Annotated in this window: 10 protein-coding genes and 5 pseudogenes; 6 read left to right on the top strand and 9 right to left on the bottom strand. The window is 45.3% G+C overall.

Annotation, left to right across the window (positions count from 1 at the left end):
• The coding region (locus BM021_RS13580; protein WP_090721549.1) for a pirin family protein at nt 1-733 on the bottom strand (733 nt) is incomplete at its 3' end.
• Between the two features lie 402 nt (nt 734-1,135).
• Here BM021_RS13580 and BM021_RS13575 point away from each other — a divergent pair.
• The gene (locus tag BM021_RS13575; RefSeq protein WP_256207931.1) at nt 1,136-1,426 is read left to right on the top strand and encodes a transposase; all 291 of its coding nucleotides are present in this window, start codon (nt 1,136-1,138) and stop codon (nt 1,424-1,426) included.
• 303 nt (nt 1,427-1,729) lie between these two features.
• Here the strand turns inward: BM021_RS13575 and BM021_RS13570 are convergent, their stop codons facing one another.
• Nucleotides 1,730-2,989 carry a hypothetical protein gene (locus tag BM021_RS13570; RefSeq protein ID WP_143074355.1) on the bottom strand — a complete coding sequence of 420 codons (1,260 nt, stop codon included), beginning with the start codon at nt 2,987-2,989 and terminating at the stop codon, nt 1,730-1,732.
• A gap of 150 nt (nt 2,990-3,139) precedes the next feature.
• A complete protein-coding gene (locus BM021_RS13565) occupies nt 3,140-3,775 on the bottom strand; it encodes a C39 family peptidase (RefSeq protein WP_218147872.1) in 636 nt (211 codons plus the stop codon).
• A 1,140-nt stretch (nt 3,776-4,915) separates the two neighbouring features.
• Here BM021_RS13565 and BM021_RS13555 point away from each other — a divergent pair.
• The 3 genes and pseudogenes from BM021_RS13555 to tnpA form a co-directional block, all read left to right on the top strand.
• A complete protein-coding gene (locus BM021_RS13555; RefSeq protein ID WP_090721546.1) occupies nt 4,916-5,233 on the top strand; it encodes a hypothetical protein in 318 nt (105 codons plus the stop codon).
• Between the two features lie 297 nt (nt 5,234-5,530).
• Nucleotides 5,531-6,025: a hypothetical protein gene (locus BM021_RS13550; protein ID WP_090721545.1), complete on the top strand. Its 495-nt coding sequence runs from the start codon at nt 5,531-5,533 to the stop codon at nt 6,023-6,025.
• Between the two features lie 253 nt (nt 6,026-6,278).
• Nucleotides 6,279-6,619, top strand: a pseudogene (gene tnpA, locus BM021_RS13545) (IS200/IS605 family transposase); the annotation flags it as partial.
• Nucleotides 6,620-6,650: 31 nt separating this feature from the next.
• Here the strand turns inward: tnpA and BM021_RS13540 are convergent.
• The 4 genes and pseudogenes from BM021_RS13540 to BM021_RS13525 all read right to left on the bottom strand — a co-directional run bounded on the left by BM021_RS13540 (nt 6,651) and on the right by BM021_RS13525 (nt 9,665).
• Nucleotides 6,651-7,820, bottom strand: a pseudogene (locus BM021_RS13540) (IS3 family transposase).
• Nucleotides 7,821-8,065: 245 nt separating this feature from the next.
• On the bottom strand, nt 8,066-8,752 hold the full coding sequence (locus BM021_RS13535; protein WP_256207930.1) for a Kazal-type serine protease inhibitor family protein: 687 nt from the start codon (nt 8,750-8,752) through the stop codon (nt 8,066-8,068).
• Nucleotides 8,753-9,060: 308 nt separating this feature from the next.
• Nucleotides 9,061-9,369: a HigA family addiction module antitoxin gene (locus BM021_RS13530; RefSeq protein WP_090721544.1), complete on the bottom strand. Its 309-nt coding sequence runs from the start codon at nt 9,367-9,369 to the stop codon at nt 9,061-9,063.
• 17 nt (nt 9,370-9,386) lie between these two features.
• Nucleotides 9,387-9,665 (bottom strand): type II toxin-antitoxin system RelE/ParE family toxin, encoded by a 279-nt coding sequence (locus BM021_RS13525; protein WP_090721550.1) that lies wholly within the window; start codon nt 9,663-9,665, stop codon nt 9,387-9,389.
• Nucleotides 9,666-9,756: 91 nt separating this feature from the next.
• Here BM021_RS13525 and BM021_RS13520 point away from each other — a divergent pair.
• A pseudogene (locus tag BM021_RS13520) lies at nt 9,757-10,023 on the top strand (integrase core domain-containing protein); the annotation flags it as partial.
• Between the two features lie 50 nt (nt 10,024-10,073).
• Here BM021_RS13520 and BM021_RS16285 read toward each other — a convergent pair.
• Nucleotides 10,074-10,693: pseudogene (locus BM021_RS16285) on the bottom strand (transposase); the annotation flags it as partial.
• Between the two features lie 343 nt (nt 10,694-11,036).
• On the opposite strand from BM021_RS16285, the gene BM021_RS13510 reads away from it, so the two are divergent.
• Nucleotides 11,037-11,777 carry a response regulator transcription factor gene (locus tag BM021_RS13510; RefSeq protein WP_177186387.1) on the top strand — a complete coding sequence of 247 codons (741 nt, stop codon included), beginning with the start codon at nt 11,037-11,039 and terminating at the stop codon, nt 11,775-11,777.
• A gap of 59 nt (nt 11,778-11,836) precedes the next feature.
• Here BM021_RS13510 and BM021_RS16280 read toward each other — a convergent pair.
• Nucleotides 11,837-12,004, bottom strand: a pseudogene (locus tag BM021_RS16280) (hydrolase); the annotation flags it as partial.

Raw genomic sequence — 12,004 nt, 5'->3', positions numbered from 1 at the left:
GAATATGGTCACCGCTGCGTGCAAACAGACCGACTTCCGCTGTACCAAGGGTTTCAGATCCATTCACATGCACCGATCCCTTGAGCACTGCCAGCAGGGTGTTGTGACCATCAGGCACGGCAAGGTCGAGGGGCTGTTTATTTGTCAGGTGCAAGTCCCATACGTTGATGGGTGTAAAGGTACGTGCCGGTCCCGCTGTACCCTCGAATTCACCCGCAATGACACGTACCCTTCCTTGATCCTCCGGGAGATTGATGGCAGGAATCTGACTATCCAGAATACTTTGATAATGAGGCGACGACATCTTGTCCTTGGCAGGTAAGTTCACCCATAGCTGCACCATCTCAAGCACGCCGCCATGCTGTGAAAAGTCCTTACTGTGAAACTCTTCGTGAACCAGACCGGAAGCTGCGGTCATCCATTGCACATCGCCCGGACCAATCTTGCCGCCAGCGCCTGAGCTATCACGATGCTCTACTTCACCGCTATAAACGATGGTGACGGTCTCAAAACCGCGATGCGGATGTTCACCCACACCACGACGTTGTTCGGTCGGTGGAAATTCCATAGGCCCTGCATAGTCAAACAGCAGAAAAGGACTGATCATGGGGCCTAAGTCTGAATAAGCAAATAGTGTGCGCACGGGAAATCCATCACCGACCCAGTGTTGATCTGTATTTCGTTGGATACGTAACAGCTTCTTAACGGATGCATCAGGTTGTATTGTCTGCATGAATTGTCTCCTCTCAAGTATTTGAATAGATTAGACAAGATTGAGAACTGCTTGGCGATTGCCGACTTTCACTTTCATCATACTACGCTATTGTGCATCTGAATAGTCTGATGCAATAGACATATCGACTGCTAGGGAAACGCTGATTAATCCTATTTTCCTCAGTTGAACCTATAAAACAAGCGTAAATAGAGTACTGTAAAGGTTTTACGACTGAATAAAGGAATCACCCCTTGGGTGAAATGGAATTTGAGCGAAAAACACTGACAAAGGAAGTTGGTAATGCCATACAGGAGATGGAGCAATATGAGGAGGAACTACGTTTGTTGACCCCGGGTGGTCGATTTCACGTGAGGTGAGATGAAGGCGGAAGCGCTACAGCTATGGGCCCACTAGCATTTTTTGCCGAGTTTCTGGAAGTTACCGGATTATTTTCCCGCTGGGCGGACGGATGTCCTCTTACCTATGCTGCGGCGGCAAGTCAAGGGCAATATGGCGGTTGAGGTAAATCCTGACACTCAACCGACACTGCACTTCATTGACCATTCAGACAAAGTTAAGCTCTGGGAATATATCGTGCTGGTGATCAATACTGACTATTCTCTGGAAACCCTGGGTCAATTGCATCGGGATCGAGCAGATTGCGAGAATGGCTTCGATGAATTGAAGAATCAATGGGGATGGGGTGGTTAACCGAGTAATTTAGGTTGAATATTCATTGATGACCTGATGAAGTATCAGCGAGCGCGCTTCTCGTAGATCGGTTAGATTTATTCATGATCTCCCACTGTGGCAGATAGGGTCTATTTTTTCTTGGTGAGGGTACAGTCAGCTTGTCATACTTTCTGAGTAAGCCGCATTTTCCAGTACTAACACAGCCCAGAATCACAATCCTCTGATCATGACGTTATTTGAAGACGGTCATTGCTTTTCTCTACACTCCAAAAACTAGTACTCAGCTGAAATGCAGACTTTTTGCAACAACTCGTGGCCTTTCTAATTTGCATTTAACATTCGTTGAAATGGCACGTCAAGCCGCAATGGAATCGCTACACTGATAAAATAATCCGGTGCGTTTTTTGTTATACCAATACCAGCATTCGTTGTGAAGAATAACCGACTGCCAACAGTGGAAGCAGCGCCGAATGTAAACAAACTATTGATTGCATCGCTCCCGGGGACTGTGTTATCAAATATCCTTACACCGTTTATGAAACTTTGCTGAATACCCAAACTTAATGAAGTCTGTGGGCTTGCAGCAAGCGTTGCACCTAATGCTAGGCTATACACATCACCTGGCTCGAAGCCATCTTTCTTGAACGTTTTCCTGTAACTCAGTGTACCCGTAAAAGCCAAAGGATCCTGACGCTTAAGTGCGGTTAATGAAAAGGTCAAATCGTCGAAACCAGTGGCCAAGCCACCAAGCTGAGGGTTATTGAGAGTTAGTTTGCCTGTCGCTGTATCCCAGGTTATTCGACCAATAATATCTGGCAGCCAAGCGCTTTCTCGCAGGAGAGTCTTGGCAAGACCGACACGAACATCGCCTAACATATGAGTGGAATTTACCGTTTCCTGATTAATAAGTCCTACCACACTCGATTGATTAATCACCCGGGCCGGAACGCTAAGTTCTGCCTGAGCATCGAAAGGCAGGCCGAGTCTAAAAAAAACACCCGCCTCGATATCATTTCGGCGGTTTCGAATATCGGCGACACCAGCTATGTTACCCTCCGCATTACTGAGCAAGACAGGTTGCTCAGTTTCAAAACGAATATAATTTACGTAGGGCTGAACTTCTGCTTGTCCGAAGGGCAGCAGTAATGCGCCTGTCTGAACCAATGTGCGTTCAAGCGCTCTTTCTGCTGCTTCCTCATCTACCTCGAAAGTACCAGGGCCCTTTTTATTTTGCGCTGCGGCAGCGGATGATGTTTTTTTTGCAGGTTCATCACCTTGAGCCTGTCGAACAGGCTGATCGGCAACAGTTTTTGTTGCTGGCTCTGCAGCAGGTTGAGCAGCCGCTGCAGATTCAGAATCCTGTTGCGTCCCACCGACACGTTGTTCCAGCTGCTCTACACGGCGCTGAAGATCTGCGATTACCTTGTCGCGCTCCTGGAGTTTTATCATCAGTTGATTGACTCGGGTCTCTTCCGTTACCTGCTGCGCCCAAATACTGGAGGAATTGACAAAAAGAAGACAGGCACCCATTAATAAAAACCGTTTGATCCAGTTCCTTATCCATTTGCTTTTTTTTCTCATTTTTCGCCATTCAGTTTCAAGAAAAACCCATACAAAGTTACAATACTTCTGCGCGAAAATAGAATGTACCGAGTAATGAGTATTTATATAAAAATAATCTTGGGAAGTTAATGAACTTTAAGGCGCATCACTTCCCAAGACTTTGACAATTTATCGGAGCATCACATATTCTTCCGCTCTGGGCTCAAGCAGATTAGGCAGTGAGACGCCATCAGTTCGGGCAACTACAAATCCGACTTTGCCGATTTCCGGAAAACTCATCCATGCATCTTCGAATTGCTTGATCAGCAAGGTGCGGTTACCCCATGCAGGGTCAGCAAGTAATACACGGCTGCCTTGCATTCCTCGAAAAACAACAAAATGATTGTACCCTAACAAATTGACGGGGACAATAATGGGCGCTTTCTCTACCAAATCATCAAGCGTGAGCTTGCCATAACCGATTCCCTCGTAGCCACGCCCATCGGCATAGCGTTTTAAATCGAGTAATGAAAATCCATGGCGAGTATTAACCAACATGGGATTTTTTATGTATTCTTCCCTATTCATCAGCATGGCCGCTACCTCTTTCTCGGTAACCATATCCTGATGTTGAAAATTTAACAAAGTCGTTAACGCAGCAGCCCCGCAACTAAGATCCCACTTCTGCACAATCACATTTTCCTGGCGCATTTCTATAAGAGATTTAACTATTCTCGCCTCTGCCGCGTTCGCAACATTCATGGTTAGAATAGCGATGCAGAGTAATCGCAGGGCCACAGAATTAATGGATTGGCATTGTTTCATACGTTCTTCTCCTCTTGTTATTAAGCCTTAGTATTTCTGGCAAGGCTATCCGAATTTTAGGCAGAAAATATTAAAATCACTACTGCCGCTCTGTAATCTTCCTGCTGCCAGCTTCAATATTGGAGCGGATGCAGATTTTTTAGCATTATTACTTAATGCGGCGGTGGCAACGGTGAATTGTTGACCACGATAACCGTTGCAACTCCATGTGCGTAAGAAAATATCAGGGTCATGGTGTTAATATTCATGCTATTTGCAATTACACGACCCCCTCATAATTCATTGCAAATAGCCACACGCCGGCCAGCTAATGGATATTATAGAAATGCCCATGATGACCGTCCGTAATCGAATGATAAATATTGGCCAAAATATTTTGGCTTAATTTTGTGATATAAGGGCTGATCACTACATGGCCAAAAGCTTTCGTGCCGCAACAGAAGGCCGCTATTCCGTGGCCTTTGATAATCCCCCGCCGAGGTGGTTATCGTGCTTATGGAATGGCTCGAGTGAGTGCCGAACGCATAAGCGCCAACTATTCTGCCGCGGTAACCAGGGGTGATGGTATTCATGTGTTGTTCTGTCAGTTTCATTGGCTCTGATTGCTTCATGATTGCCGATTCTGCCTGAGCTACGGAGTCATCGCGGCGAAGACTGCACATACGAAAGGTGCAAGTACTATTCTCATGATTTTTTCTCCTGGCTATTTATAGTATAGAAGATGCAAGGCAACATTGTTTTCCTTTTCTCGACACGTTGCGTTGCGATTTTTACACTATTTGCTGCTGACGCTTTCCCGCTTCTCTCTTAGAAAACCTGGTTGCTTAAATTAATGCATCGCCTTTCTTTTTTGAAGATGTATTTTAGTTTATATGTGCTGCTTTCGACTGAGAAGGCAATAAATGACGGGGTACTACTAAAGTATGAAACAGTATAAAGAAATAGGCATTATTTCACTCACGATAATCTTTTTGACATTTGGGTATACTTTAAGTTGATAAACGATTTACGGATTGCCATTCTGCGCAACATAGATCACTATTTGCCTTACCGGCCAAACGAAAATTCACGGGGCCTTGATTAGGTAGCCGGCTAGGCGAGGTAAATACCGGGGATTTTAAATCAAAATGGAGATGTATTATGAATACAAAAATTACTTCTTTACTTGCTGGTGTAACTTTACTTGTTGGTGTGAGTGTTGCCAATGCAGCTGAACCGCTGCGTTTAACCGAAGCTTCAATGGATACTGTCACGGCTGCTGGTACCAAAAAACATGATCATCATGCAGATTGGAAACATTTTGACCATAAATTCTTTAAAGGACCCAAATTGGCAGTTGCAACAGCCGATGCATCGTGTAAAGGTGCTACCTGTCTTGCCGTTACCGATGCCCAGGCCCATGTGACTCCTTGGGGGGCAGTGGCCAGTAGCGTAGCCGTTGCTTTCAGTGCTCCTTAAGAGGGAGAAGGAAATTCAGCGCACTTTTAGCTACATAACGACTGACTATCAATGAAGCCGATGTAACTAAAGGTGAACTGAAGAAACCTGCAACCCCATGTCACTGACATGGGGGTTTTTTGGTTGTACGCCCAGCATGGGCGCGCTCCTGGAGAGGAAGATTTGTCATTGTTAACCTGTGGGACAGGTCCCCGAAAGGCAGTATGGCAAAAGGATAATCATGAGCTTCGGCCTCTGGCCAGAGAATCGATCAATCGAAGTTTTTGTTTAACTTAACTTGATGAAAGGAGATTTATCATGGCAATCATTTTTGGAACTGGAGGAAACGATTTTTTAACGGGGGGTGCGGCCAGGGATATTATATTAGGTTTTGGTGGCGCCGATAGGCTGGCTGGGGGCGCCGGCGGTGATGTTTTGGTTGGTGGCGGCGGAGGTGATATTCTTACTGGGGGTCTCGGTAAGGACTTCCTTGTGGGAGGAGCAGGTTTTGATAGGTTCGATTATAACACGGTAGCGCAGAGCCCGGCTGGGGAAGGGGCTCGCGACGTTATTCTCGACTTCGATGGCAATGGAGCTGCTGCGGGAGATTTCATCGATCTTTCCACGATTGATGCCAATCTGAATGTGGGCGGGAATCAGGCGTTTACTCTGGCACAGCTGAATTATAATGCGGGGACCGGGATATTGAGTGTAAATGTATTCGGTGATCCCGGTGCTGTTGACTTGCAGATTGAGTTGGACGATGCCCCCCCGTTAGACATAGTAGGTGTCACAAATGACATAATTCTTTGAACGAATGCAAGCGATTCTGTTCTGTTGAGGGTAATTAAATTGAAAATGGTTGATAAGCAGGTTATGTGTTGCATGAAAGTTGTATTGTGTGATTCGTTGTCCCGCCTACTTCAGGTGTAGTAGAGCAGAAAATTGGGAGCAAACATTAAATAAATAAGGTAATCCCCCGGCTATGCCGGGGGATTAATAAAGGTTTGACCGAGTGAAATGGTCACCTTGATTCTTTAGCTTGACCAAAAGCTAAGAGAATCAGATGAGAGATTACCAGAGACTGACGCATACGACATGGGATTGTAAGTATCACGTAGTATTTATTCCGAAGAAACGAAAGAGATGATATTTGGAGCAATCCGTAAGCATCTGGGAAAAGTACTGCATGATTTGGCGGAGCAAAAGGGGTGCCAAATATTGGAAGGACACTTGATGCCAGATCACATACATATGTGTATAAGTATACCGCCAAAATATTCGGTATCGCATGTAATAGGTTACATCAAGGGGAAGAGCGCGATATCAATAGCGCGCCGATTTATGGGGAAAGCAAAAAACTTTACGGGTGAGAATTTCTGGGCACGAGGTTATTTTGTATCAACATGACGTGGTCAACAAATTTCGGGCACACCAGTTAAGCAATTTTTCTCATTTTTGCTGCCTCTGCTTCATATTGACTAGGGATTTTGTATCCCAGGTATGAGTGCAGCCGGTGGCTGTTATAAAACATAGCAATATACTGCAATACATCTTGCTGTGCCGCATAGCGGGTTTGGTAGTTCCGCCACTGACACCGTTCCTGTTTAAGGCTTTCAAAGAAGCTTTCAGCAACCGCATTATCCCAACGGTCTCCCAGACGACTCATGCTGCCAATAAAACCATGAGCTTTCAATAAGCTACTGTATGCTTTACTGGCATATTGTGACCCACGATCGGAATGCACAATCAACCCTGCCCGCGGTCGGCGCTGCCAGATAGCCATTCTCAACGCATCACAAACTAGCCTTGCTTTCATCCTCGAACTCATGCTCCAGCCAGCTACTTTCTGGAAAACAAATCGATGACAACCGCCAGATACAGCCAGCCTTCTTGTGTCCAAACGTACGTTATGTCACCAACGTAGGTTTGATCAGGGTTCGCGACATCAAACTGCCGATTCAACCTGTTCTCGAATACCGGTTGTTTGTGATGACTATTCGTTGTCACTTTGTACTTCTTCCGGTATCTCACTTGAACTGCAGCTTCCCGCATCAGGCTTTGCGTTTCCATCGACCAACCGGATAACCCAATGCATTCAGCGCCTTCTTCATCCCGCGGCTGCCATAAGTGTAATTGCACAATTTCGCTATATCCCGAACTGCCACAAGCAGTCCCTTAGGATACGGATCATCAGGGCAGCTGCCATGGCGCTGAACATGATCATAGTAGGCACTACGACTTATACCCATGAGTTGGCACATCAAGCCAACCGGGCAGGTCTTCTTCTTTTGGGTGATGAACGAATATTTCATCTCGTTTCTTTCGCGAAAAAGACCGCCGCCTCCTTTAATATTTGCCTCTCCAGCTCAAGTTGCCTGATTTGTGCCTTCAGGCGGCGAATTTCTTCCTGTTCCGGCGTCAGCCTCCCATTGCCCGGAATGCCTATCCATCATCATCTGTCTGGTATTCCTTGATCCATCGTCTGAGCATGTTGGCATTAATTTCCCAGACTTCGGGCTGCTTCTGCTGGCGTATTCCCCTGATCCAGAACCAGGCTGATTGCATCTAATTTGTATTCCTTTGTGTATTGCTTTCTTATTATCATTTTCTCTCCAGTTAAGATTATTTTCTCTTAACCAGAGTGTCCGAGTCTATTGGACCACATCAGCGCTTTTATTTTAAAGAGTAGATAACTTGTAACTAAGAGCTTTGGTATAAATACATTAGCACCTACTTACCTTTATTCCACGTTAAACTTCCCCCGACCAAGAGCGGGATCGCAAACGTCAGTTAGATCGCCCATACTAATCTTATTAGTGCACACTTCATTCCAGCAATTCCGCCGCAGGCTTATGGTTGAGATGGTTTGCATTCACCTACATAATCAATGGAAACACCTGCTGCTGCCGCCTCGCATACATTACCATAGGTTATTCCATCGCAACCACAGACTGGTTCATACTGTTTTGTGCAAATTGTAGGTTTGTCCTTGCAGATGCCCTCTGCGTCGGCAATCTTGCAATGACCGATACCGAAATCACAATATTGTTGCGTACTTGCACACTGTCTCCCTTGGATTCCACCACAACTTTGTGGTTGACTTATTACATCAATAGGCTCACAAGCTTTAGTTAATTCTACGTTATAGAAAGTACCAGATGGAGGATGAATAAAGTTTAGTTTCTGTATAAAATCATTGAATTTTTCTGTAGTTGCACTAAAACCCGCCTCTGCACATAAAGACAAGCCACCTTCTATAAAAATAGGTCCTCCTGCTCTAGGGCTATATACATACAGAGTATCGACAGCTCCATTCTTAAATGCATGCCCGATAATCTTGCGAACTTTGTGTTCAGAGGCAGAATCAACAGCGCCTCCAGTACCCCCAATGCTAACATTAACGGCACGATGTTCCGCAAGGGCGGATATTGTATTGAACAGGAGCGTTCCACTTATAAGGACATATGCTAGTTCTTTCATTTTTCTACCACTTATTAAAACACAAGAATTAATTAACCAAGTTATGGGCGTGTTCATAACTATTACCTCCATAGGTTGAAAAAGAATCTATTTAAATATATATTCCTCAACGCTCAACGGTGAAATATTGATGCGTCTCTCTATAATCTCAAAGTCTGCACAGCTATTCCGATTGGCAGTTATTGCTGTATTCTTCATTAATGTATAAATGCTAATAAGAGTTGATTAACTTTACCATACCAGCTATGGCCCCTTTTTTGATGCTGAATTGCTATCATAACCCTTCACTTTTGTGACAGGTAAGCAGGTAAGTATTTGGCACTTATCCTTACCAAACCAGGGATTATGCCATATACACATGATGCTCAGGCCTTCACCAACTCGCATGGCTGGATCTCAGCTTCAATGGCCGGCAAAACCTTTTCGGCGGTGGTTTTTAAGTTATACTGCATTTGCAGATTTAGCCAAAACTGCGGGGTAGTCTTGAAGTACCGAGACAGGCGCAAAGCAGTATCTTCTGTCACACCGCGTTCTTGCCGAACAACTTCATTAATGCGAGATGGTGGCAAATGCAAAGCCTTGGCCAGCGCATGCGGTGACATATCTAGCGGCATCAGATATTCTTCCAGCAGAACTTCGCCGGGGTGAATCGGGCGCATTCCATCTTTAAACATTTCATACTCCATTATGGTTAGTGGTAATCGACTATCTCCACATCAGTAGGGCCGTTATCAGTCCACACAAAACATACCCGCCATTGGTCATTGATGCGGATACTGTGCTGACCAGCGCGATCTCCTGCCAATGCTTCAAGTCGATTTCCGGGCGGCGATCGCAAATCCTGCAACTTATAGGCCGCATTCAGCATGCCCAGTTTGCGCTCCGCTACCGATTTGATATTGGCAAAGCGGGCAACCCTATTGCCTTCAAACAAGGATTGAGTATCAGTGCATTTGAAGGATTGGATCATGGGATAAGTATATATCGTCTGTCGATAAACAGTAAATAGGTAAGCTACTCTATCAACCACGGATTCAAGGTGCAAGATTGCACTTTGATCTGTGGCAGAAGCCAATATTGAAGCTTCTGTTGGCAGTGTTGGCGATTCTTATGACAATGCGTTGGCTGAAACGATTAACGGATTATACAAGATCGAGTCATATGCATCGCGGACCCTGGCGCAGCATTGATGAAGTGGAATTTGCCATCCTGAGTGGATGGACTGGTTCAACAATTGCCGATTACTGGAGCTGATTGGAGATATTCCGCCAGTGGAATTCGAAATGGCATATTATCGCCAATTAAGGGAGTCAGCTGATGCAGTTTGACTCAAACTAAACAGTCTCCTGTAAACCCGGTGCGATTCAACCGATTGTTTGGGATGACTATTCGTTGTCACTTTGTACTTCTTCCGGTATCTCACTTGAACTGCAGCTTCCCGCATCAGGCTTTGCGTTTTCCATCGACCAACCGGATAACCCAATGCATTCAGCGCCTTCTCATCCTGCGGCTGCCATAAGTGTAATTGCACAATTTCGCTATATCCCGAACTGCCACAAGCAGTCCCTTTAGGATACGGATCATCAGGGCAGCTGCCATGCGCTGAACATGATCATAGTAGGCACTACGACTTACACCCATGAGTTGGCACATCAAGCCAACCGGGCAGGTCTTCTTCTTTTGGGTGATGAACGAATATTTCATCTCGTTTCTTTTGCGAAAAAGACCGCCGCCTCCTTTAATATTTGCCTCTCCAGCTCAAGTTGCCTGATTTGTGCCTTCAGGCGGCGAATTTCTTCCTGTTCCGGCGTCAGCCTCCCATTGCCCCGGAATGCCTATCCATCATCATCTGTCTGGTATTCCTTGATCCATCGTCTGAGCATGTCGGCATTAATTTCCAGACTTCGGGCTGCCTTCTGCTGGCTTATTCCCCTGATCCAGAACCAGGCTGATTGCATCTAATTTGTATTCCTTTGTGTATTGCTTTCTTATTATCATTTTCTCTCCAGTTAAGATTATTTTCTCTTAACCAGAGTGTCCGAGTCTATTGGACCACATCAATATCTCTCTCACTCGTTTCATTCCTCAGCTTGTGTCACCGTTCAGGCGATGTAAGGGTAGAGGGTAAATGTCTAAAGTAAAGTCAATTGTTTTCTTTGTATTTTTTAGAGTAACCCATATAGACAAGACCCATAACACAAGACATAATGAAAAGGAGTCGTAAAAAGGGAGAAAATACAAATATTGAAGAGTTAAAATAATATTGAAGGATACCCAAAAAGTGAGCAATCATTGATAAAGGAGTCATTGATAAAAGAGTCATTGATAAAGGAGGATGGGCATGATGCTACAAAAAAGCAAGGTAGATCTGGATAATAACAATAGAGCAAGACTCGCACTGATCGATCCGCGGCAGCTCACGCGGATGTCTCTCTTGGCTTTACTAACAGCGGCTTCTCCTGGAACCCGGCGGTTAAGTGATTTCACTATTATGCCTTATGCGAATCCCAATGAGTTTGTGTCCGATTATTTGGAACGCCCCTGGAGTGTGGGAATGATTGTCTTAAATATTGGAGCCGCCAGCGTTTGTGAAGATGATATTCATAATGCAATTCTACGGCTGAGGCATGAGCTCCCCGACATCCCAATAGTAATCCTTTCCGATGACGATGAATTATGTAATGTTCTGACTGCCTTTCGAAATGGGGTTCGCGGCTATATCCTGTCGTCGTTCGATCCGCCTAAGGTGATCCAGGCACTTCGGCTTGTCGTGTCGGGTGGAACGTTTATTCCGGATAGCACTTTGGAAGAGATCGCCGAGAAAACCGCAGGCCTTTTTAAGGAGGATAGCCACGACTATGCTCCAATTGGCGCAGCGGTATTTGATTCGTTTACACCGCGACAAATGGAGGTTCTTCAGCTTCTGCGAGAAGGCAAGTCAAACAAGTTCATTGCTTATGAGCTTGGAATGAAGGAGTGCACCGTAAAGACTCATGTCCGGAAGATCATGTCAAAGCTTAAAGCGACCAACCGTACTCATGCAGTTTTTCTCTTGTCTCAAATGACTAATGAGAAAAATTAAGGTTCTGTTGCAGAAAATCCACATATTTGTTCATAATCTCGCACCGTGACAGATAGATACTATTTCTTCTTGGTGATGGCAAAGTAACTCGTCATCAAATTCCGGTAATTCGGGATGTAACTGGATAATAAAGCGCCCAGCCCTTCGACATCGTTGCGCCAGTCGCGGTGCAATTCACTGGCCACACTGAACCAGTTGATCAGTTGCACGCCGGCGGCCTGCATCCT

It is taken from the genome of Nitrosomonas sp. Nm166, from assembly GCF_900112825.1.
Lineage (GTDB): Bacteria > Pseudomonadota > Gammaproteobacteria > Burkholderiales > Nitrosomonadaceae > Nitrosomonas.
Note: the sequence above shows the minus strand (reverse complement) of the source record. Positions and strands in the feature narration are given on the sequence as shown.

What these genes read in the sequence shown, in the direction of transcription:
- BM021_RS13570 (WP_143074355.1), bottom strand. Translation starts at nt 2,989, where the DNA reads ATGAGAAAAAAAAGCAAATGGATAAGGAACTGGATCAAACGGTTTTTA.
- BM021_RS13565 (WP_218147872.1), bottom strand. Translation starts at nt 3,775, where the DNA reads ATGAAACAATGCCAATCCATTAATTCTGTGGCCCTGCGATTACTCTGC.
- BM021_RS13555 (WP_090721546.1), top strand. Translation starts at nt 4,916, where the DNA reads ATGAATACAAAAATTACTTCTTTACTTGCTGGTGTAACTTTACTTGTT.
- BM021_RS13550 (WP_090721545.1), top strand. Translation starts at nt 5,531, where the DNA reads ATGGCAATCATTTTTGGAACTGGAGGAAACGATTTTTTAACGGGGGGT.
- BM021_RS13535 (WP_256207930.1), bottom strand. Translation starts at nt 8,752, where the DNA reads ATGAACACGCCCATAACTTGGTTAATTAATTCTTGTGTTTTAATAAGT.
- BM021_RS13530 (WP_090721544.1), bottom strand. Translation starts at nt 9,369, where the DNA reads ATGTTTAAAGATGGAATGCGCCCGATTCACCCCGGCGAAGTTCTGCTG.
- BM021_RS13525 (WP_090721550.1), bottom strand. Translation starts at nt 9,665, where the DNA reads ATGATCCAATCCTTCAAATGCACTGATACTCAATCCTTGTTTGAAGGC.
- BM021_RS13510 (WP_177186387.1), top strand. Translation starts at nt 11,037, where the DNA reads ATGATGCTACAAAAAAGCAAGGTAGATCTGGATAATAACAATAGAGCA.